Raw genomic sequence first — 23,279 nt, 5'->3', positions numbered from 1 at the left:
CGTCATTCTAGATTTCCAAATCCTGTTGGATCTTCTTTAAGAGCTTCATATGTAATTTCCTCATCGCGATGACTTTTCAGCTCGATAATATAATCAAAATCATCTAACGTATATTCCGTTTGCTGTACAAAAAGATCAGGGTGTTCTACAACTTTAGCCGCAGGAAGCCTCATTATTTCACGAATCAGCTGCCAATGCTTATCGTTCATATTTCTTGCAGAAACTGCTCCATCGATAATAAAAACATGATCAGAATCATATTCATCATCCGCGAGCATATTTCTGACGGTTTGACGAAGCAAAGTTGATGAAATAAAGACCCATCTTTTATTCGCACATACACTCGAAGCTACAATGCTTTCCGTTTTCCCTACACGGGGCATTCCTCTGACGCCGATTAATTTATGTCCTTCAACCTTATATAATTCAGCCAAAAAGTCAACCAATATACCAAGCTCATCCCGAATAAACCGAAACGTTTTTTTGTCATCCGCATCACGTTCAATATATCGTCCGTGTCTGACAGCCAGTCTGTCACGCAGCTTTGGTTTGCGAAATTTGGTTACTGTAATGTTATCCATAGATTCCAGTATTGATTTTAACCGGTTTGTCTTCTCATCATTATCAATAATCAGCAGCATACCGCGCCGCTCGTTATCAACACCATTGATCGTTATGATGTTAATGCCCAGCATACCTAACAAGGATGATATATCCCCTAGGAGACCCGGCCGGTTTTTATGTATTTCATACTCTAAATACCATTCCTGCTCTCCCATGCTTCAGCTCCTTATTCTTCAAAATGAAACAAATTTCTACATTTATTCTTTGTAATTAATAATAAATGATTTCAATTTATTATGAAAGAAAAATAAAAGGATGTTAAGAAAAAAATCTTAACATCCTCTCTAACTTTAGCGGCTTCCGTCGTTTTGTACAAGCTTGACCATCATGTTAGCAATGGCGTGTTTTTCATTTTCATCTGCCACTTTCCATAGATCGGCAAGAACTTTTTCTTCCTCGTTCTTTGGTTCAACGTGGTTAGCTAAATATCCGCCGATTTCTGTAGCTAAATTTGAGATCGTCTCGTGGTTCATGCCTTCATGCTCAGCATGATTCAAGCGCTCTGCCAGGAAATCTTTCCATTGGCCGAAGTTGTCTAATACAGACATGCTGTCTCCTCCTTCAAGGTTGATACAGCATTAATATCCCTTAGTTCAATCTTTTTTATACATCAATTTTAAGTAAACCAAGATCCATTTACTGATAAGATGTGCCCTGAAATATAATCTGCTTTATTGCTTATTAAAAATTCTACCGCATGAGCTACTTCATCGGGCTCTCCAAACCTTCCTGCAGGAATATCTGATGCAAGTTCAAGCTTTTCTGATTCAGAAAACTGATCAAGCATAGGTGTTGCAATAACTCCTGGTGATACGCTGTTTACTTGAATGCAGCTCGGGGCAAGTTCTTTTGATAATGCTTTTACAAAAGCATTTAATCCCCCCTTAGCAGCAGAATAGACTGTCTCACACGCAGCTCCCACCTCTCCCCATACCGAGGAAATCATAATAATTTTTCCTGCTTTATTTTGAACCATTGCCGGAATAATTGCTTTTGTAATAGAAATTGCACTAACAAGATGAAGCTGCATAGTTTCATTTATAGATTTATCCGTAAAATCTGTTAAAAGTCCATAATGCTGTGCTCCGCAGTTATAAATTAATGCATCTATGGAGCCAGGAATTTGCTTCATCAAATTTTCAGAACCTTCTGGAAGTGACAAATCTGCAGAAATAATAACACTTTTAACTTTATATCGTGTTTCAAGTTCTTCTTGAAGCTTTATTGCCGCATCAGTATTACTATTGTAATGCAAATATAAAAAGTAGCCACGGCTTGCAAGCATCTGGCATATTTTAGAGCCAATAGCTCCCGTAGCCCCAGTAACGAGCGCAGTTTTCAATTTATTAACCCTCTTTGCAACCAAAAAACATCCTAAAATCAGGATGTTTTTTGATTATATTATGACTTTTTTTTACGGACTTGGCAAACAGTCATCGCTTCTTTCTTAAAGTGATTTTGAAGAACTTCTTCGACGTCACTTCCTTGCAATGATTCAAACACAGGGATCACATCAAACAGATCCATTTCATTAAAAGCATATCTCGTGAATTGGTTAGCAATAAACTCTGGAGAATTCAATGATCTCAGAAAGGCACCAATTTTCTTTTTTCGAGCTCTTTCAAATGAATCAGCTGAAACACTTTCTTGTTTAAAGTCCTCAACCATATTTGATACACGCTTAACTAATTCGTCAGGAGACTGGGTATCCCCGCCAAGCATGCTAAAGCCGAATCCGTTCTCTTCTGTATAATCAAAAGAAAAAGTTTGATCAATCAATCCTTCTTCGTAAAGCGCTTCATAATTTGGAGAACTCTTTCCAAACATCATTTCAAGTGCCAAGTTTACACAAAGTTCATGACGCATCAATTCTTTTCCTTTACGCTTAGGAGCTGCCTCTTTAAAACCTATATAGCATTTTGGTGTTTGCACCGTCATCTCGATTATTTTTTCTGTTTTGGCTACTGACGGCGGCTCATCTTCAAAAAACCGTTCGATCGGTGCTTTTTCTTTAAAAGATTTTTGTGATTGATTCTCTTTTACAAAATCAAGGATATCTTGAGCATTTACTGGACCTACGATAAACAAAATCATGTTGCTCGGATGATAAAATGTTTCGTAGCATTCATAGAGAGTATCTTTCGTAATTTTAGCAATTGATTTTTCCGTTCCTGCAATATCAATTTTTACAGGATGATGATGATACATGTTTTCGATTAGCCCGAAGTATACTCTCCAGTCTGGATTATCATCATACATTCTGATTTCCTGGCCGATGATCCCTTTTTCTTTTTCCACCGTTTTCTCTGTAAAATAAGGCTCTTGAACAAAATCGATCAGTGTTGTCAGATTCTTTTTCACATCACTCGTTGTTGAAAAAAGGTATGCGGTACGGTTGAATGTCGTAAATGCATTTGCCGATGCTCCCTGCTTGCTGAAATCCTGAAAGACATCACCATGTTCTTTTTCAAACAATTTATGCTCTAAAAAGTGAGCGATCCCGTCTGGAACTTTTACTTCTTCGTTTTTTCCGAGCGGCTTAAAATGGTTGTCAACAGATCCATAGTGAGTGGTGAAAGTAGCATATGTTTTGTTAAAGCCTTTCTTTTCAAGCACATACACTTTCAAGCCATTTTCAAGCTCCTCAAAATGCAAAGTTTCATCTAGTTGTTCAAATGTTTTCATTCCCATTTGTGCCTGCTCCTTTCAGAAAGAAAATGGTATCCAATGTAACCTTTTTAGCTACTTTTACAACATCCTCTTTAGTTACTCTATCAATGCCATCCATCCACTCTTCAATCGTCCTGTTCGTTCCAGCAACTACATTGTGATAGAGCACTTCTGACAATCCGATCGGATGGTCAATCGTTTCAAGCACCTGGTTGTTGATCATTGCTTTTGTTTGTTCAAATTCCGAATCTGTGATGTTTCCGTTCTTCATTTCTTCATGCTGCTCTTTTATAATTTTTACCGCTTTTTCATAATTTGCAGTTTCGATTCCGCTCATTACAAACACTGCTCCTTTATGACTCTCGAACCTAGAAGCTGCATAATAAGCGAGGCTCTCTTTTTCTCTCACGTTGATAAAAAGTTTAGAATGAGAAAAACCTCCAAAAACACCATTGAATACTTGAAGTGCAAAATAATCATCATCACTGTATGTGGTATATGTACGATACCCCATATGCAATTTTCCTTGCTGTACATCCTGCTCTTCAAAGATTTCTTTAACCTCTGTGATTTTCTTTTCTTCCCGATTTTGTTCATCGGTTACAGGAGATTCACTTCGATTTTCCGAAAAGCGGAAGTGCTTCTTAACTTTTTCAATCATTTCATTTGTAGAGATATCTCCAATTACATATAGATCCAGCTTGTCGTTTGTGATAACTTCCTGATAATAATCGAATAATTCTTTTGAAGTAACCGCGTCCACTTCATTTTCATTGCCGTATACGTTTAAATGGTAAGGTTCTGATTCATACATTTCTTCAAGCAGTCTCTTATTTGCATAACGCATCTTATCGTCATAAATGGATTCAATCTGTTGTTTTAAGCTGCGTTTCTCTTTTTTAACGATATTTTCTTTAAAAACACCATTTTCAAGAGCCGGTGCTAGCAGAACTTGAGAGAGCAAGTGAAACGCTTTGTCCAGGACAGGTTCTGAGTTGGATAAGAACTTTTCATTTGCTACTTCCATACGAATGCTGATCACTTGATTTTCACCTTTTTTTGAAAGATCAGCATTTAACGTAGCACCATATAGATCATCTAGAGCACTTCTTAACTCTTTGCTGGAAGGAAAATCTTTTGTTCCACTTTGGAGAACATAGGAAAGCAATGCTCTTTTTGTAACGTTCTTTTCATTAATAGCTTCTTTAATCTGAAGAATAAATGATGTGGTCTTGTACTTTTTTGTTTCTATCGTATGTACAGTTATACCATGGAGATCTGTTTTTTCATGGTTTACAATTCCCATCGAATAAATGCCCCTTTCATTATAGCCTACATCCTAGTTTACCCATTTTCTATACTCAGCATGACAATCCTTCTTTCAAAAGAAAAAAAGTCCGCCAGACGGCGAACTTTTTGTGATTGGTTCAATTCTCATTGTTGCTATTAGAAGATGTTGATTTCCGCTCCAGGATGCTCGCTTTCCGCGGGGCGGGCGGTGAGCCCACTAGGCTAATATAGCCTGCCGTGGTCTCACCTGTCCCCCTGATCCCGCAGGAGTCTCGCACCTTGCGCTCCAATCAACTAGTCAAAGAAGCGTATACTACAAAAAAGTCCAAATGCAACAATCTTTTAGAATTACGAAAACATCCCAATGATCTATCTTTTTCCTTTTTCGTATGGAGTTCCTAGAGCTTTCGGTGCATCTGCACGTCCTACAAGTCCTGCTAAAGCTAAGATTGTAAGAACGTAAGGTGCGATTAATAAGAATACTTTCGGAATATCCTGTAAAAATGGAATATGGGATCCAGAAATACTGATTGCTTGAGCTAACCCAAAGAATAAAGCTGCACCCAATGCGCCAAGCGGATGCCACTTACCAAAAATCATTGCAGCAAGTGCCATAAAGCCCTGCCCTGTTATCGTAGAGTGAGTGAAGTTTCCAGAGATAGAAGCTACATATACCGCTCCGCCAAGACCTGCAAGAGCTCCACTTAATAAAACTCCGATATAGCGTACTTTTGTTACGTTAATACCCATCGTATCAGCAGCCATTGGATGCTCACCTACAGAACGTAAACGCAGCCCGAATGGTGTTTTGTATAATACATACCAAACGATCAATGCCACACCAACAGCCACATAGGATGTTAAATACGCGTTAGAGAAGAAAAGCTTTCCGATTAAAGGAATATCCGATAAGAACGGAATATCGCTCTTTGAAATTCTTTCAGATATTACTGGTGTTTGTCCTGCATTAAAGATTTTCTTCGTTAAAAAGATTGCAAGTCCTGCAGCCAAGAAGTTCAATGCAACACCGGATACAACTTGATCCGCTTTTAGTGTAATACTCGCAAGTGCATGAATAGAAGCAAGCATAGCTCCTACGATCATGGCTACGATAAAACTTACCCAAGGGGATGCGCCACCTAATCCAAACTGTTCTCCATAATAAATGGTAACAGCTCCTGTAAAAGCACCAAACAGCATTAATCCTTCTAAACCGATATTTACAACACCGGAACGTTCACTGAAAACACCGCCTAAAGCTGTGAAAATCAATGGAGCTGCTGAAACGATAGCAGCAGGGACAATCAGTGCAAGAATATCCATGAAACTCATTAGATTTTACCCCCTTTGCTTACACGGTTCATCAGCCAATGAACGATATAGCTGCATGCAACAAAGAAGATGATGAGTGCAATCACGACTCCAACAAGTTCAGTTGGAACACCTGCGATAGACTGCATATTAAGTGCACCGATCTTCAATCCGCCAAATAGTGCTGCACCAAGTACTACACCAATGGCGCTGTTTGCCCCTAAAAGAGCTACCGCGATCCCATCAAAACCAACACCTGTAAATGCGGCATTAATCGTCATGTACTGATACGTTCCAAGACCTTCCATACTTCCTGCAATACCTGCAAAAGCACCGGAAATAGCCATTGAAAGCACGATATTTTTTGATACATTTATACCCGCATACTGAGAAGCGTGCTGGTTAAAACCTACTGCACGTAGTTCATATCCCATAGTAGTTCTCCAAAGCAAGAACCACATGATTACAGCAGCAATCAAGGCAACAATGATTCCGTAGTGCAATGTTGAATATTCCGTGATGCTTTGTAAGAATGGTGAAGCAAGAGATGCTGATTCTTTAACATTCTCTGTTCGTTCACCAGGAGCAAGCAAAAAGTTACGGATGATTTCATTTGTACTGTAAAGCGCAATATAGTTCATCATGATTGTTGTAATTACTTCATGAACCTTAAATCTCGCCTTTAAAATACCTGGAACTGCTCCCCATAATGCTCCAGCTACAGCTGCAGCAAGAATAGCAAGCGGAATGTGAATGACAGCCGGGGCATCAATAGATACACCAACATATACTGCCGCAAGCCAGCCTACTAAAAGCTGACCCTCAACTCCGATATTGAATAATCCTGTGCGGAATGCAAACGCAACTGCAAGTCCTGATAGGATTAGAGGTGACATCTGTCTGATCGTTTCACCGATGTAATACGGACCTCCAACCATCCCTTGAAATAACGCAACATAAGCTTCAATCGGCTTGTATCCGCTAACTAGCATGATAATACCGCCGATTAACAATCCAAGGAAGACAGAAACAAGAGGCACAAGGAGCTTCATCTTATTATTTTTATTCTGCATTTACAGTACCTCTCTTTCCGCCAGCCATCAATAATCCAAGTTCTTGCTCAGTCGTTTCCTTCGGATCAACAATCGCTACGATTTTACCTTCATACATAACGGCTATACGATCACTCACATTAATAATCTCATCGAGTTCAAAAGATACAAGCAGCACTGCTTTGCCTTTATCACGCTGTTCAATAAGTTTAGAGTGAATAAATTCAATCGCACCAACATCCAGTCCGCGTGTAGGCTGGGCAGCAATCAAAAAGTCTGGATCACGGTCTACTTCTCTTGCTATGATCGCTTTCTGCTGATTCCCTCCTGATAATGCGCGGGCAGGTGTATAAGCATCAGGTGTACGAACGTCATATTCTTCGATTAGTTTATTAGCTTTTTCAAATATTGGCGAAAATTTCAGAATTCCGTTTTTAGAAAATGGCTTTTGGTAATAGGTTTGAAGCACCATGTTCTCACCAACTGAAAAATCTAAAACAAGTCCATGCTTATGACGGTCTTGAGGAATATGAGCGAGTCCGCTGGCTGTAACACTTCTAGGTGTTTTGTTTGTAATATCTTTATCTCTTAAATGAATGGAACCTTCATTTGCTTTTCGAAGTCCAGTTATTGCCTCTAATAGCTCTGATTGACCATTTCCATCAACACCTGCTATTCCTACAATCTCTCCAGCTTTTACTGTCAGGTTCAAACCATTTACAGCAGGAACTTTACGGCTGTCTAAAACAACAAGATCTTTTATCGTCAAAACAGATTCTTTTGGTTCTGAGATTCCTTTGATAACTGTAAAATTCACTTCACGGCCTACCATCATTGCAGCAAGAGAGTCCGGATTGGAATCCTTAACGTCAACAGTGCCAACGCCTCTTCCTCTTCTAATGACTGTACAGCGGTCACACACTTCCATAATTTCTTTCAGCTTATGAGTGATTAATATGATGGATTTACCTTCACTTACTAGTTTTCTCATAATCTGAATAAGTTCTAGAATCTCTTGAGGAGTTAAAACTGCAGTAGGTTCATCAAATATCAGAATATCTGCACCGCGATAAAGCGTCTTTAAGATTTCTACTCTCTGCTGCATTCCAACTGAGATGTCCTCGATCTTTGCGTATGGATCCACTCTGAGTCCATATTGATCAGAAAGTGCCTGAACTTCCTTAGCGGCTGTTTGCAAATCTACTTTTCCGCCTTTTGTAGGCTCTTTTCCTAGAATGATATTTTCTGTAACGGTAAATTTATCAACGAGCATAAAGTGCTGATGAACCATCCCAATACCAAGCGAGTTTGCAATATTCGGATCATTGTTCACCACTTTATTGCCTTTAACGTATATTTCACCTTGTTCAGGCTCATAAAGTCCGAACAAGACATTCATCAACGTCGATTTCCCGGCACCATTCTCTCCAAGAAGTGCATGAATCTCACCTTTTTTAACCTGAAGGGTAATATTGTCATTTGCTACGATTCCCGGAAATTCTTTACGGATATTCCGCATGTCAATTACGTATTCCATTCTATTGATGTCCCCCCTTTTAAGTACATAAGGAAGGACTTGGCATATGCCAAGTCCTGGCCTGTTATTCAAATAGTTTCATAGAGTTTACTTTAAGTTTTTTACGAACTCTTCGAACTCAGCATCTGTCTTAGGAACTTTCACTTCACCATCGATGATTTTCTTCTTGTAATCTTCAACTGACTTAAGTGCGTCTTTTTCAACGTTGTCTTGAGTTGGAGCAATACCTACTCCATCTTGCTTAAGACCGAATTCTACAACTTTTCCACCTGGGAATTTGCCTGCAGCTGTTTGCTCAGAAACTTCATATACTGCTTGGTCTACACGTTTTACCATAGAAGTAAGTGTTACGTTCTCAGGCATACCTTCTTCATGCTGATCACGGTCAACACCGATTACCCAAACATCTTCACCGTTCTTCTTACGGTTCTTCGCTTCTGTGAATACACCCATTCCAGTTCCGCCAGCAGCATGATAGATGATGTCAGCGCCTTGCTCATAGAATGTGTTAGCAATCTGCTGTCCTTTTTCTGCTTTGTTAAAGTCTTCTGCATATTGAACTAAAATTTCAGCATCAGGATTTGCAGTTTTTACACCAGCTTTAAATCCGTTTTCGAACTTTTTGATAAGCTCAGAGTTAACTCCTCCAACAAATCCTACTTTGTTAGATGTAGTTTGCATACCTGCAATTAATCCAACTAAGAAAGATCCTTCGTGCTCAGAGAAAGTGATATTGGCTACGTTGTCACCTTTAACAACCATATCTACGATTGCAAGCTTTGCATCAGGCTGCTGTTTAGCAACTGTTTCTACATCAGTACCCATCAAGAAACCGATTCCGAATACAAGATCATATTTTTGACGGATTAATGAGTTTAAGTTTGGCTTGTAATCACTTTGAGCAGTTGACTGCAAGTACTTATAGCCTTTGTTTTCTTCCAGGCTGTTATCTTTTCCAAACTTCGTTAAACCTTCCCAAGCAGATTGGTTGAATGACTTATCATCAACACCGCCAGTATCCGTTACCATTGCTACTTTAAAATCTTTTTTAGCGTCTCCGCCTGACTTTCCTTCTTCAGAATTTCCGCAACCTGCAAGAATAGTACCAGCAGTTAGCATTGCAGTTACCATTAAACCTAATTTCTTTTTCAAGTTAATTTCCCCCTAAAAATGTTTTCATTTTTTTGTGACTAACCCTAGGTGCAATTAAGTACCCCCATCACCCCCTAAAAAAGACTTTTTCTAAAAGCGCTTTCTTAAAACAGAAAATAGAAACTTATCAGATCTAAAGTAATTACAAGAATAGAGCACTGGTTCATCATACTGATCGTAATGCATTTGTTTTAATACTAATAAAGGGACACCTTCATCACTTTCCAGAATTTCAGAGATTCTGTCGTGATAGCCGATGGGCTCTATGTTTGTAACCGCATACATTACACGTCTTCCGGTTTCTTTTTCAAGCATTTCTAAAAAGGATTCATAATCATGAAGCCCCTTGGCTGAAAACAAGTGTGCCGGCATATGGTCTTTACAAAATACTACTGGTTCGCCGTCAGCCGTCCGGACACGCTCCATCATCATTAGCCCGTCTGGAAGTGAGTCATTAAACTTTGCAAGAAGTTCATCAGTAACATCTGTCGTTTGCGAAGAAAGAAAAATCGTACCTGCTTTCTTTCCGCCTCTTTCAATCATATCGGTAACACTGTACAGTTCTTCAATACCTGAAGAAAAAAGTGCTCTTGTTCTAACGAAAGTTCCAACTCCATGTTTACGTATGAGGACGTTTTCATCTTCTAAAATACGAAGTGCTTCTCGCAATGTCGCACGGCTAATACCTAGCTGTTTGGAAAGTTCAAATTCTGAAGGAAGCTTTTCTCCTTCTTTATAAATACCTTCTTCAATATCTTTTTTTAACTTTTCTATCACTTTAATATATAACAAGCGATGGTCCGCTTTTATCGACATTACAAAACCACCTTAACTAGTTGTTCGACGTATGACAAATTAATTGAATAATCGACATTAATATACCATTTTTAATTCTATAAATAAATACTATTTTTACAAATTTTTAATAGGTGTTATTTTCATTTACCATCTTTTCAATAAAACGGTAAATTTAAAAGGGCTGTTTTCGTAAACTTTGTTGCCCTTGGAAGTGGTTGATTTCCGCTCCAGGGGCTCGCTTTCCGCGGGGCGTGCGGTGAGTCTCTTAGGCTATACAAGTCTGCCGGGATCTCATAAGTAAGCATCTGTGCTCCTACGTCTACAAGCAATTCCTAACGCAGCGTGTTCCTCGTTGCATGCCTTGCAAAAAGTATATTCAGGTGGTTGGCACGCAGGAGTCTCGCACCTCCACTCCAATCAACTAGTCAAGGAAGCGTACTCCCCAAAACATTTTCAACAGCAACAATCTTTTAGAAATAAGCCATTAAAAAGAAAAAAAACGGGCAGTTTAAGCCCGTTTTTATGAACTTGAAGCTTCTTTTTCTTCAGGCATTGCTGATATCAGAACTTCACGAGGTTTCGATCCTTCGTATGGCCCAACTATTCCTTTGGATTCCATCGTGTCGATTAATCTTGCCGCTCTGGAATAACCGATGCGGAATCTTCTTTGAAGCATTGAAACTGAAGCAGTCTGCATATCCACAACAAGCTTTACCGCATCTGTAAAGAGGTCATCTTCTGATTCCATTACAGCAGGCTCAGCTTCCTCAGTAGGAATCATTTCCTTTTGATATTGAGCTTTTTGCTGGCTGACACAATGGTCAACAATTGTTTCAACTTCTTCATCCGACAGAAAAGCTCCTTGTACCCGTACAGGCTTTGAAGCTCCTGATGGGAAGAATAGCATATCTCCTCTTCCAAGAAGTTTTTCGGCTCCCCCCATATCCAAGATTGTTCTTGAATCTGTTTGAGAGGAAACACTAAATGCGATCCTTGAAGGTATATTCGCTTTGATAACCCCTGTGATGACGTCAACCGATGGTCTTTGTGTAGCTATAATTAAATGGATTCCGGCTGCACGTGCCATTTGAGCAAGGCGTGTGATGGCGTCTTCCACATCGCCAGAAGCAACCATCATTAGATCAGCAAGTTCATCGACGATCACAACAATGTAAGGCAAAAACGGCTGTTTGGCGTCACTTCTGCCATTCTGTTTTCTAATGGATTCATTATACCCTTCAATGTTTCTCGTACCGCTGTGAGAAAACAATTCATATCTTCTTTCCATCTCTGACACAACTCTTTTAAGTGCTTGAGCTGCTTTCTTTGGCTCCGTAACAACCGGTGCTAAGAGATGCGGGATGCCATTATACATATTAAGCTCGACCATTTTTGGATCGATCATCATCATTTTAACTTCATGCGGTTTAGCTCGCATGAGAATACTTGTTATTATTCCGTTTACACAAACACTTTTTCCGCTTCCGGTAGCGCCTGCTACGAGCAGATGGGGCATCTTGGAAAGATCTGCGATTATCGGTTCTCCAGAAATATCTCTGCCAAGACCGATTGCAAGCGGTGATTTTTGGCCAGAGAACTGAGGAGCTTCTAACACTTCTCTCAACGTAACCATTGAGATCTCGCCATTTGGTACTTCGATTCCTACAGCAGATTTCCCAGGAATCGGTGCTTCAATTCTTATATCTTTTGCCGCAAGCGCCAAAGCAAGGTCATCAGTAAGATTAACGATTTTGCTTACTTTAACACCCACATCTGGATACACTTCATATTTTGTTACAGCAGGACCTAAATGAACTTTGAGTACCTTTGCTTTTACCCCAAAACTTTCGAAGGTTTTTTCTAATTTTTTTGCATTGCTTTTACTGGCTGCATACTGCTTATCCTTATGCTGTCCGCTGTTTTGAGGGGTACGCAGATGTTTCATAGAAGGAAGCTGATAATGTTCGTTCTGAATGACTTCATCGCCAAAGTTTGCTGGAAGCGGTGAGGCTGAAGGTTCATTCTCAGCTTTTTCTGTTTCGTTTTTCTTGATTGCTTCATCAGAGTCATTGAAGTTTTGAGAACCAAATTTCAGTTGTACGCCGCTCTCAGTATGATGAACCCTTTTCGTGAAATCTTCTATTACAGGTTCTTCAGAAATGATGATTTCCTCTGTCTCAGCTTCATCATCTGCATCAGGTGAAGCAGGCTTTAATTTCTTCTTTTCATTTACCTTCTTAGACCGTTCTTCAGCAATTGAATTTTTCTTTTCTAATAGGAATCCTTTTAGCTTTGCACTCGTTTCATTTAAACTCGTTACAATCTTCTGCATAATAACAGAGAGTGATTTGCCTGTTATCAAGAGGAGACTTCCAATAATTAAGAAAAAGATAACTAGCTTTGTACCGCCCGCTCCAAATAAAAAATAAAATAGCGCAAAGCCTATAGATCCTATAATACCTCCCCCAAGATCATCTGTAGCTGTCGTTCCTTGAATCTGGAGCCAGTACAGTTCCCATGTGTTTCGTATTACGGAAGCATCTTTCCAATCTCCGCCATTCGTTAAATGTTCAAACAATGTTAAATGACTAAGAACGAGGAAGGAGAAAAATAAAATATAAATACCTGTTAATCTTTTTGAAATCATAGCTGGCCAGCTTCGTTTCCAAATGAGATAAAAAGATAATAAAATACAGGCTAACAGCAAAATGCCATACCATTCTCCGCTAAAAAAACGTAAAAGATGCACGAATGCCATACCGACATTCCCCATTTTAGCTAGACCTAATGATGCAAGAGCCAATAATGATAACCCTGCAATCTCATATGTCAGCTGCTCTTTCCATCTTGCTTTATTTTTAGCTTTCTTTTTCTTATTTTTTGCCACCAATTTCACCTCACAACCATGCTGTTTTCTTTATGTATGTATTCAAGAAAAGGAAAGAAAAGCAGCCCTGCATATAGAAAGGCTGCCCACATTAGTATAGCATATTTCTTAGGTGTCTAATTAAAAGTTTCGCAGCGTCATTCCGGGCTGACAGTCTTCTAATAAATAATGAGAAGGGTCTGTGCTCATGATCTGAACGATTCTTGTCTCATCACCGACCCGTTCAACAAGAACAGGAACATCATTATAAAGTATTACATTCTGCATAGCTGCATTGTTTCCTTCTTCCGGAAACATCAATTCATATGGCTGCATGGTATACCAAGTCATTGTTTTATACCGTCGTTCTCAGTATTTCTATGTTCATCGATCAAATCGTTTAATTTTTTTATCGCTTGACCGAGCCCTCCAACCTCATTAATAAGCCCATCTTTAACGGCATCAGTCCCAATCACATTTGTTCCGATATCTCTTGTTAAATTTCCTTTTGAAAACATAAGCTCTTTAAAACGCTCTTCACTGATCTTGGAGTGGCTTGTCACAAATGAAATCACTCTTTCTTGCATCTTATCCAGATATTCAAATGTTTGCGGCACACCTATTACTAATCCCGTAAGTCTTACAGGATGGATCGTCATCGTAGCTGTGGGAACGATGAAAGAATATTTCGCGCTAACAGCGATAGGTACTCCAATAGAATGTCCACCGCCCAGCACTAGTGAAACACTAGGTTTTGACAAAGAAGCAATCATTTCTGATATCGCAAGACCTGCTTCAACGTCACCGCCAACAGTATTTAATATTACAAGCAATCCTTCTATCTTATGATTTTGCTCGATGGCAACGAGCTGCGGAATCAAATGTTCATATTTTGTAGCTTTATTATTTGGAGGCAGCTGCATATGGCCTTCTATCTGTCCTACTATCGTTAAACAATGAATACTCGAACCTTCCAGCTGAGGTACATTTGTTTGTCCTAGTGATTGAATTTTTTGGATCAGTCCTGAGCTTTCGTCTTTTTTAGGAGGCACGTCCGGCTGCGGTGTTTCTGTTTCAGGTGTTTGGTCCATAATCTCCACCCCTTCTCATTTAGTTCTTATTAGTATGGGCGTTAATTCCAAACGTATGATAAGAAAATAAAAAAAACCTGCTTAAAAACAGCAGGTTAAATTTCCATAATGATCGGCATGATCATTGGTCTTCTTTTTGTTTTTTCAAATAAATACTGACTTAATGTATCTCTTACATTTGATTTTAGGCTTGACCATTCTTTCATGTTCTCACTCATGCATTTTTCAAGAACTTCACGGACTTTTGTATTAGCTTCTTGAAGCAGCGCTTCACTTTCACGCACATATACAAAGCCGCGGGAAATGATTTCTGGTCCGGAAATAAGCTGATGAGAATCTTTGCTTATAGTTACTACAACAACAAGGATACCGTCCTGTGATAAAAGTTTACGGTCACGGAGTACTATATTGCCAATATCGCCGACACCTAATCCATCTACAAGGACATTTCCTGAAGGAACTTTTCCAGTCTTTTGAGCCTGTCCGTTTGCAAATTCTACGACTTCACCTTTATCAATGATAAAGATATTATCTTTTTCTACGCCAACTTCAATCGCAAGTTTTTGATGGGCCTTTTGCATTTTATATTCACCATGAACGGGAATAAAATATTTTGGCTTCATCATACTGAGCATGAATTTCAGCTCTTCTGCACTTCCATGTCCTGAAACGTGAACCTTTTTCTGGCCGAAAATTACATCTGCACCAGTCCGCATTAATTTATCCACCATTTTAGCAACAGAAGTTTCATTACCAGGTATCGGGGTAGCGGCAATAACAACTGTGTCTGAAGGACGCAGTGCAATTTGCTTATGCGATTTTTGAGCCATTCTTGACAAGGCAGCCATAGACTCTCCCTGGCTTCCAGTTGTTAGAATAACAACTTTCTCATCACTGTAATCGTTTGCTTGATCAATTGTGATAAGGAGGTCTTTTTCGATATTTAAATAACCAAGCTGTGAAGCGATGTCTACTACCTTCACCATGCTTCGGCCATTAACAGCGACTTTGCGATTCGTTTTGGCAGCTGCATTCATCACTTGCTGAACACGATGTACATTTGATGCAAAGGAAGCAATAATGATACGTCCTTTTGCAGCTTGAAATACATCTAGAATTTCATGTCCAACTTGAGCTTCCGGTCCAGTTGAGCCTGGACGTTCCGCATTCGTACTGTCTGAAAGAAGACAAAGAACACCTTCTTCTGCAAGAGCTGATATTTTTCCGAATTCCGTATGCTGTCCATCAATCGGTGTGTGATCAATCTTAAAATCACCAGTATTTGCAATAACTCCCTGTGACGTGTGAATTGCAATACCGACTGCGTCTGGAATACTATGATTTACATGGAAAAAACTCACTTTTGCACTGTTAAACGATAATTTCTGATTTGTTTCAATTAAGTTCAGTTCTGTAGAACGCAACAGTCCTGCTTCTTTTAATTTAGCTTCTACAAGGCCTAATGTAAGGCGAGTTCCATAAACAGGTACAGGAACTTGTCTTAGAACATAAGGAAGTCCTCCAATATGATCTTCATGGGCATGAGTCAAGAAGATTCCTGTTACACGTTCAATGTTTTCCTTTAAGTAAGTCACATCCGGTATTACGATATCAATTCCGAGCATTTCCTCCTGCGGAAACATTAGACCGGAGTCCATAACAAAAATTTCTTCACCCGTATCCACTACATACATGTTTTTGCCGATCTCACCTACTCCGCCCAAGGCAAAAACTTTAATTTTCTCTCTATTTTGTTTTGACAATGTGTATATTCCTCCTAGGTTGTATGTAAAAAATTAATCCCGATCACGTCACTTAAAAACATTATAACTTATCAGAGGATTACAAAACAAGACTGAGCCAACATCAAATGAAATAAAAGGATGAGTTCATAAACACTGTTGCTATTGTAAGTAGTTGATATCCGCTCCAGGATGCTCGCTTTCCGCGGGGCGTGCGGTGAGCCCCCTAGGCTAATCAAGCCTGCCGGTGTCTCACCTGTCCCGCTAATCCCGCAGGAGTCTCGCACCTTGCGCTCCAATCAACTAGTCGAAGAAGCTCAATATAAAAAATGCTCAAAAGCAACAATCTTTTAGAGTTAGAAAAAACAACCAACAAAAAAACAAACCGGATTACCGGTTTGTTTTTTTACAGTTCATTTAGACGTGCAGCGAGTGAAGCTCTCTCAGCTTGATTTAAAGGCAATAATGGAAGTCTTACTCCTCCTACATCCAGTCCTTTTAACTGCAATGCTGTTTTTACAGGAGCAGGGCTCGGAGCTTTAAACAGCTCATTCATTACCGGAAGCAATTTACGGTGAATGCGTGCTGCTTCAAGGTTTTCACCATTCTTAAAGTTACTAATCATGGTCTGCATTTCATTTCCGATTACATGCGATGCTACAGACACGATACCTGCACTGCCGATTGCTAATGATGGAAGTGTCAAGCCATCATCTCCGCTGTACAATAAAAAGTCATCCGGCGTTTTTTCAATGATTTCAGCCATAAAATCCAAGTTGCCGCCTGCATCCTTTAATGCAGTAATGTTTGGGATCTCAGCCAATCTAAGAACGGTATCTGCCGCAAACGAAATGACAGATCTTCCTGGAATGTTATATGCCATGATCGGCAGGCTTACTGAGCTCGCGATAGCTTGGTAATGTGCAACAATACCGTCTTGGCTAGGTTTATTGTAATATGGAGCAACAATCATGATGGCATCAACACCGGCATCTTCTGCCTTCTTAGAAAGATCAATAGAAGCTTTTGTATTGTTGCTTCCTGTACCTGCAATTACAGGTACTCTTCCGTTTACTGCTTTTATAACATGTTTAAACAGCGCAACCTTTTCTTCTGTTGTAAGTGTTGGTGATTCCCCTGTTGTACCTGCAACTACCAAACTGTCACTGCCGTTATCTATCAAGTGATTAACTAGCTTTGTTGTTCTTGCAAAGTCAACATTCCCTTTACTGTCAAAAGGTGTAACCATTGCGGTGCTAATACTTCCAAAATTCATTACTTTCACTCCTCAATACTCATTAAACTGCTGCTGTACAATTTCTTGCAAGTTTGTGGTAATCCCTTCTTCATTTAAGCGGAAAGTTGTATGAAGAGCATTTACGGATTCAATTAAATCTTCTTTTTTAACTAATACCCAGATCGTAGTATGGGAGTCAGCAGATTGGAGAATCTGGATATTTCTGCTCGAAAGAGATTCCACGATTGCAGCTGTTACACCTGGCGTACCTGCAATGCCAGCACCTACCGCTGATACTTTTGCACAGTTTCTTGTCACATCAGGTTCATAGCCGATCTCTTTTAGTTTAAGCAGCGCCTGCTCAGTTTTATCTTCCATGATCGTGTAGACAACACCTTTTGGAGAGATGTTAATAAAATCGACTGAAATCTGTTCTTGCGCCATTGCTTTAAATACCTTTGTCTGAAGATCATACTGGCCGTCATTTGCATAGACTTTTATCTGTGTAATATTGGAAACATGGGCGATCCCAGTAATGATTGATTCCTGCACGTCTTTTCCTGCCGGACCTTTTAATGAAGAGGTTACAAGAGTTCCAGGAAGGTCTGAATAGGTAGAACGGATCCGCAGCGGAATTTTCGCCTGCATAGCAATCTCCACCGCTCTTGGATGGATTACCTTTGCTCCCTGATATGCCATGTTGCAGATTTCAGCATATGTGACAACAGAAAGAGGTCTTGCATCTTTAACAAGCCTTGGATCGGCTGTCATAACTCCTTCTACATCAGTAAAAATATCAATGAACTCCGCTTGGAGAGCCGCTCCAAGTGCAGAAGCACTCGTATCGCTCCCCCCTCTTCCAAGTGTTGCTATATCTCCGCTCTTCGATTGACCTTGAAAGCCAGCTACGACCACTACGGAATGATTTTCAAGTTCTGCTCTAATCCGCTCGCATTTCATATCAATGATTCTGGCATTAGAAAAATCGTCATTCGTACGAAAACCTGCCTGCGGTCCTGTTAATGCAGCAGCAGATAAGCCTAAAGCATTAAGCAGACCAGAAAATACCACTGAAGATATAATTTCTCCGCAAGATAAAAGCAGATCCTGTTCACGGTTGGATATTTTGTTGTTTTCACCTAATAGGCTTAACAAAGTATCTGTTGCATATGGATCGCCGAATCTTCCCATTGCAGAAACCACACATACAACTTTATAGCCTTCATCAACTGCTTTTTTAATATGACGGACTGCTTCTAAACGGCCCGTATCTTCTTTTAAAGATGTTCCTCCAAATTTTTGAACGATAATCTTCATGAATGCACCTTCTTTATGAAATTAAAGCAAGTTTAACTTGATCAAACTTTCTGCGATCTGTACAGAGTTATATGCTGCACCTTTTAAAAGATTGTCTGACACTACCCACATGTGGTAGGCGTTATCACGATCTAAATCTTTACGGATTCTGCCGACAAATACATCTGGCAATCCTGCTGCTAGAGCCGGCATCGGATAGATCTGCTCTTCTGGCTGGTCTTGCAATGTTACACCTGGTGCTGACTTTAATACTTCTCTTAATTCCTGAACGGATGGGTTACCATTTTCAAACTCAGCATATAAAGATTCAGAGTGACCCGTTTCAACTGGCAGTCTTACGCAAGTGGCAGCGATCTCCAGATTTTCTAAGTGCATGATTTTCTTTGTTTCATTCATCATTTTTAATTCTTCAAATGTATAGCCGTTCTCTTCAAATTTATCAATCTGAGGAACTGCATTAAAAGCGATTTGATAATGTTTTTTATCTGAAGCACATGGCATGATCGATGCTTCAAAAGGCTCGTCGTTTAAAACGGCTTTAGATTGCTCTTTTAATTCCTCGACTGCTTTAGCTCCCGCTCCTGAAACAGCCTGGTAAGTGGAAACGATCACTTTTTTAAGGCCATACTTTTCATGAAGCGGCTGAAGCGCCACTACCATTTGAATAGTAGAACAGTTTGGATTTGCGATGATTCCATTATGCTTCAAAAGATCTTGTTCGTTAACTTCAGGTACAACCAGCGGTACATTTGGATCCATTCGGAATGCGCTCGTATTATCTACAACGATTGCACCTCTCTTCACTGCCTCATGAGCAAGCTGCTTAGAAACAGATCCACCGGCAGAAAATAAAGCAAGATCAACCCCTTCGAATGCTTCTGGCGTTGCTTCCTGTATCGTATGAGATTCCCCGTTAAATGTGATGACCTGTCCTGCAGACCTTTTACTAGCAAGAAGCGATAACTTGCCGATCGGAAAATTCTTTTCACTTAAACTATTTAACATTTGTTGGCCGACTGCGCCAGTCGCACCTACTACGGCTACATGAAATGATTTTTGGCTCATCTTTTATTGACTCCTTTATTGTTTAAGGTAAGCAAGCTACAACAGAAGGAGAAACGCAATTTTATGGTTTCTCCTTGTTAATCCATATAATTTATCATATTTTATCATAAACTGGGCTGTTATGAACGGATTTTCTTCTGCTGTATTAATCTATCACCCTGAGTACGGGCTGAAGCTGCTTACCTTGTAAAGCGAGATCAATTGTTTCTATTAATGTATCCATATGTGCAACCAATGAATTTTGCTTTTTAACGGGATCATCCTGGCTGAATGGAATGAAATATATATTTTTTGTTGCCATAAGCCTCATTATGTTAACACCGTTTAAACCTAAACCATCATTTGTTGAGATGCCAAGAACTACAGGTTTCTGATTTCTAAGTGTTGCTTTTGCTCCCATAAGTACCGGGGAATCTGTCATTGCGTTGGCAAATTTACTGATTGAATTTCCTGTTAGTGGAGCGATAACCATACAATCCAATGGAGTCTTTGGTCCAAACGGTTCAGCTTTTACAATAGAATCCACAGGTTCATTGCCCGTAATATCCTTAATTTTTTCTACCCATTCTCCTTCAGCACCAAAACGCGTAGTCGTTTGCATCACAGTATGCGTGAAAAAAGGCGTCACTTTTGCACCAAGGTCCACAAGCTTTTGGATTTGAGGAAAAACCGCGTCATAGGTGCAATGTGAACCGGTTAATCCAAAGCCGATATGCTTCCCATTAAAATCCATAAAAACTACCCCTTCCGCTTATAAAATTCATTGATTAACAGCTGCGAAAGTACATTAGCGACAATTTTCCCTGCTGTTTTAGGAGCTACTATTCCAGGTAATCCCGGAGCTAACAGAGCTTTGATACCCCGCTTTTCTGCATACCGGAAATCTGTACCCCCTGGTTTTGAAGCCAAATCAACAATTAACGCATGTGACGGAAATTTCGATATGACATCAGCATTTACAATCTGTGTAGGAATCGTATTGATGCATACATCCGTCTCATAAACTTCATTTTTCAAATCATCTAAATGAAAAGGAATCATTCCCATTTCTGAAATTCTTGCCATATGCTCCGATTTTCTGGCTCCTACCTTTACATTTGCTCCTAGTGCTTGAAAAGTTCTTGCCACACTCATACCAACCCGGCCGAATCCAAGGACAACTGTGTTTGATTGATGAATAGTTATATCCGTATGCTGGATTACCATCATGATCGTTCCTTCAACAGTAGGTATGCTATTATATATAGCTACATCGTCTCTTTCGAACAATTTTGTAAGCTTCCGATTGCTGTTTGCTGTGATCGTATCAAGATAAGAATTGCTGATGCCTGAAAAAACCTGGCAGTGACTCTTTGTTTTTTTCAACATCTCTTCTGTTAAAATGATTTTCCTGTTTGAGAAAATAGTATCAATCTCTCCCTGCAGCCCCGTTCCACTTACAGGCAAAATAATGCTGTCTAACTTTGAAAAATCAACTTCATCTATATCCATTTTTGATGCGCCAGTAAAACCATGATCGAGCTGGTCATAGCCAATAAGTGTAAGTATCGCGTCTAATTCTGTTAACTTCCTGATTACTTCTAGCTGCCTCGCATCGCCGCCAAAAACAGCGATATGCAAATCCGTTAACATTCTTTCTCCCCTTTCTCCGTTGTTTCTTTACTGAGGGGAATTGCTATCCACGTTCATCATGATATGAACGCTCCGCCTATCTGGTTACTCAAATCCCCATTTTACAACGGCATTACTTTTTATCATTACGGTCACAAATTATTGTTTTTACGAACTATTGGTATCAATCAACATCATTATATTCAGGAGCACCTGCCTTGTTTGGGGCATTAGTTAAACGGAACGCCCATTTTTGTTTTGTTAAAAAACTCGCCTGATGCTGCCTCACTAATGCATCGAAACCCAACAGTACAAAAAAGAATCATACGCAACAATCTTTAAGAAAGGCTCGTTTCAAAATGATTGTGCTTCCAAACATTTTTTTGAGTACGCTTCATTGAATAGTTGATTGGAGCGCAAGGTGCGAGACTCCGGCGGGATCAGGGGGACAGGTGAGACCCCGGCAGGCTGATTAGCCTAGGGGGCTCACCGTACGCCCCGCGGAAAGCGAGCATCCTGGAGCGGATATCAACATCTTCAAATAACAACATTGTTACTAAAACAACCTTACGAAAAAAGCAAAATAAAAAATCCGGGAAAGATCCCCGGATTCTAAAATGTATCGTTATTTTATTGTAATCCCTTAGGCAGTTCTCCTTGAGGACTGACAAGTGATGCTGAGCAGCCTTCATTGAAAATAGATTGAATCAGCTGGTCAACATCTTCCTTTGAAACTTTATCGATAGATTCTACCATATCATCCAATGTACGATGATAGCCTAAGATAAGTTCGTGCTTGCCATTTCGGCTCATGCGGCTGTTCGTGCTCTCTAGGCTAAGCATTAAGTTTCCTTTTATCTGTTCTTTGGAATTTTTCAATTCTTTGTCCGTAATTCCATTTTCGTTTAAGTCATCAACAATATTTGTGATTGTTTCATACAACTCATCGAGCTGATGTGGTGCGGTACCGCCATAAATAGTGAAAATTCCATTATCCTGAAACGCAGAATGATACGAAAAGACAGAGTATGCAAGACCTTTCTGCTCTCGCACTTCCTGAAACAGGCGGCTAGACATACTCGAGCCAAAAATATTGTTGAGTATGATCAAGCTGTAGCTTCGTTTATCTTTTAAAGAAAGACCAGGAAAACCTAGACATAAATGAGCCTGTTCCGTTTCTTTCTTGCGAGCCAATTTTTCAGGATGGAATATCGGAGAATTCATTTCAGCTTTAGCTAAAGAGCTCGTTTTGTAGCTGCCGAAAAATCCCTCAACGTCTTTGATAAAAGATTCATCTATATTCCCAGCTATTGAAATAACAACTTCTTCGGGAACATAATGTGTATTCATATAATCACGCAATGTATTCCCTGTAAAAGTATGCAGAGTTTCTTCAGTACCTAAGATTGGAAAACCGAGTTCATGATTTTGAAAGCTTGCCCGGCTAAGCATGTCATGAACGATATCATCAGGTGTATCTTCATACATTTTTATCTCTTCTAATACAACATTCTTTTCTTTTAACAATTCACCTTCGTCAAATGTTGAATTAAAGAACATATCAGCTAGCACTTCAAGTGCGTATGGAGCATGAGTATCAAGAACTTTTGCATAATAACATGTATATTCTTTTGAAGTAAAAGCATTCACTTGACCGCCGATGCTGTCAAAAGACTCAGCAATTTCTCTGGCTGTTCTTGTTTTTGTTCCTTTGAAAAACATGTGCTCCAAAAAGTGTGAAATACCGTTGTTCTTCGTATTTTCAAACCTGGATCCTGTTCCAATCCATACCCCTATCGCTACCGATCGTACGGTTGGAATATTCTCCAAAACGACGCGGACGCCGTTTGAACATGTATGTCTTTTTATCAAACTTGTTTCCCCCTAGCTGTCAAATCTGCCACTACTAATCATAG

General features: G+C 39.7%; 20 protein-coding genes. All 20 read right to left on the bottom strand.

What is annotated here, in order from left to right; translation table 11 throughout:
- Window positions 1-2 precede the first annotated feature (2 nt).
- A complete protein-coding gene (locus ACFQ4X_RS06795) occupies window positions 3-779 on the bottom strand; it encodes a YmfK family protein (RefSeq protein WP_379833901.1) in 777 nt (258 codons plus the stop codon).
- 135 nt (window positions 780-914) lie between these two features.
- Entirely contained in the window at window positions 915-1,172 is a 258-nt protein-coding gene (locus ACFQ4X_RS06790; protein WP_379833899.1) for a DUF3243 domain-containing protein, read from the bottom strand.
- Between the two features lie 68 nt (window positions 1,173-1,240).
- Window positions 1,241-1,966, bottom strand: a complete 726-nt coding sequence (gene ymfI, locus ACFQ4X_RS06785) for an elongation factor P 5-aminopentanone reductase (protein ID WP_379833898.1) — start codon at window positions 1,964-1,966, stop codon at window positions 1,241-1,243.
- Window positions 1,967-2,025: 59 nt separating this feature from the next.
- Window positions 2,026-3,315, bottom strand: coding sequence for an EF-P 5-aminopentanol modification-associated protein YfmH (yfmH, locus tag ACFQ4X_RS06780; RefSeq protein ID WP_379833896.1), 1,290 nt, complete (start codon window positions 3,313-3,315; stop codon window positions 2,026-2,028).
- Window positions 3,296-4,594 (bottom strand): EF-P 5-aminopentanol modification-associated protein YfmF, encoded by a 1,299-nt coding sequence (gene yfmF / locus ACFQ4X_RS06775; protein WP_379837068.1) that lies wholly within the window; start codon window positions 4,592-4,594, stop codon window positions 3,296-3,298. Before yfmF ends, yfmH begins: the two co-directional genes overlap by 20 nt.
- A gap of 359 nt (window positions 4,595-4,953) precedes the next feature.
- Window positions 4,954-5,916, bottom strand: a complete 963-nt coding sequence (locus ACFQ4X_RS06770; RefSeq protein ID WP_379833895.1) for an ABC transporter permease — start codon at window positions 5,914-5,916, stop codon at window positions 4,954-4,956.
- Window positions 5,916-6,968: an ABC transporter permease gene (locus tag ACFQ4X_RS06765; protein ID WP_379833893.1), complete on the bottom strand. Its 1,053-nt coding sequence runs from the start codon at window positions 6,966-6,968 to the stop codon at window positions 5,916-5,918. The genes ACFQ4X_RS06770 and ACFQ4X_RS06765 overlap by 1 nt, the downstream gene beginning before the upstream one ends.
- On the bottom strand, window positions 6,958-8,484 hold the full coding sequence (locus ACFQ4X_RS06760) for an ABC transporter ATP-binding protein (protein ID WP_379833892.1): 1,527 nt from the start codon (window positions 8,482-8,484) through the stop codon (window positions 6,958-6,960). The genes ACFQ4X_RS06765 and ACFQ4X_RS06760 overlap by 11 nt, the downstream gene beginning before the upstream one ends.
- 87 nt (window positions 8,485-8,571) lie before the next feature.
- Window positions 8,572-9,636: a BMP family lipoprotein gene (locus tag ACFQ4X_RS06755; protein WP_379833890.1), complete on the bottom strand. Its 1,065-nt coding sequence runs from the start codon at window positions 9,634-9,636 to the stop codon at window positions 8,572-8,574.
- 90 nt (window positions 9,637-9,726) lie between these two features.
- Window positions 9,727-10,452: a GntR family transcriptional regulator gene (locus ACFQ4X_RS06750; RefSeq protein WP_379833889.1), complete on the bottom strand. Its 726-nt coding sequence runs from the start codon at window positions 10,450-10,452 to the stop codon at window positions 9,727-9,729.
- A 502-nt stretch (window positions 10,453-10,954) separates the two neighbouring features.
- A complete protein-coding gene (locus tag ACFQ4X_RS06745; protein ID WP_379833887.1) occupies window positions 10,955-13,321 on the bottom strand; it encodes a DNA translocase FtsK in 2,367 nt (788 codons plus the stop codon).
- Between the two features lie 120 nt (window positions 13,322-13,441).
- Window positions 13,442-13,651 (bottom strand): YlzJ-like family protein, encoded by a 210-nt coding sequence (locus ACFQ4X_RS06740; protein WP_066289568.1) that lies wholly within the window; start codon window positions 13,649-13,651, stop codon window positions 13,442-13,444.
- Window positions 13,648-14,391 carry a ClpP family protease gene (locus tag ACFQ4X_RS06735; protein WP_379833886.1) on the bottom strand — a complete coding sequence of 248 codons (744 nt, stop codon included), beginning with the start codon at window positions 14,389-14,391 and terminating at the stop codon, window positions 13,648-13,650. Before ACFQ4X_RS06735 ends, ACFQ4X_RS06740 begins: the two co-directional genes overlap by 4 nt.
- A gap of 95 nt (window positions 14,392-14,486) precedes the next feature.
- On the bottom strand, window positions 14,487-16,154 hold the full coding sequence (locus tag ACFQ4X_RS06730; RefSeq protein ID WP_379833884.1) for a ribonuclease J: 1,668 nt from the start codon (window positions 16,152-16,154) through the stop codon (window positions 14,487-14,489).
- A gap of 385 nt (window positions 16,155-16,539) precedes the next feature.
- A complete protein-coding gene (gene dapA / locus ACFQ4X_RS06725; protein ID WP_379833883.1) occupies window positions 16,540-17,409 on the bottom strand; it encodes a 4-hydroxy-tetrahydrodipicolinate synthase in 870 nt (289 codons plus the stop codon).
- Window positions 17,410-17,421: 12 nt separating this feature from the next.
- Entirely contained in the window at window positions 17,422-18,687 is a 1,266-nt protein-coding gene (gene dapG / locus ACFQ4X_RS06720; RefSeq protein ID WP_379833881.1) for an aspartate kinase, read from the bottom strand.
- A gap of 21 nt (window positions 18,688-18,708) precedes the next feature.
- On the bottom strand, window positions 18,709-19,752 hold the full coding sequence (asd, locus tag ACFQ4X_RS06715) for an aspartate-semialdehyde dehydrogenase (protein WP_379833880.1): 1,044 nt from the start codon (window positions 19,750-19,752) through the stop codon (window positions 18,709-18,711).
- A 145-nt stretch (window positions 19,753-19,897) separates the two neighbouring features.
- Window positions 19,898-20,485, bottom strand: coding sequence for a dipicolinate synthase subunit B (gene dpaB / locus ACFQ4X_RS06710; protein ID WP_379833878.1), 588 nt, complete (start codon window positions 20,483-20,485; stop codon window positions 19,898-19,900).
- 5 nt (window positions 20,486-20,490) lie between these two features.
- The gene (gene dpaA / locus ACFQ4X_RS06705; protein ID WP_379833877.1) at window positions 20,491-21,384 is read right to left on the bottom strand and encodes a dipicolinic acid synthetase subunit A; all 894 of its coding nucleotides are present in this window, start codon (window positions 21,382-21,384) and stop codon (window positions 20,491-20,493) included.
- A 609-nt stretch (window positions 21,385-21,993) separates the two neighbouring features.
- Window positions 21,994-23,235, bottom strand: a complete 1,242-nt coding sequence (locus tag ACFQ4X_RS06700; RefSeq protein WP_379833875.1) for a M16 family metallopeptidase — start codon at window positions 23,233-23,235, stop codon at window positions 21,994-21,996.
- Window positions 23,236-23,279 lie beyond the last annotated feature (44 nt).

It is taken from the genome of Fictibacillus halophilus (assembly GCF_042680145.1).
Classification (GTDB): domain Bacteria; phylum Bacillota; class Bacilli; order Bacillales; family Fictibacillaceae; genus Fictibacillus; species Fictibacillus halophilus_A.
Note: the sequence above shows the minus strand (reverse complement) of the source record. Positions and strands in the feature narration are given on the sequence as shown.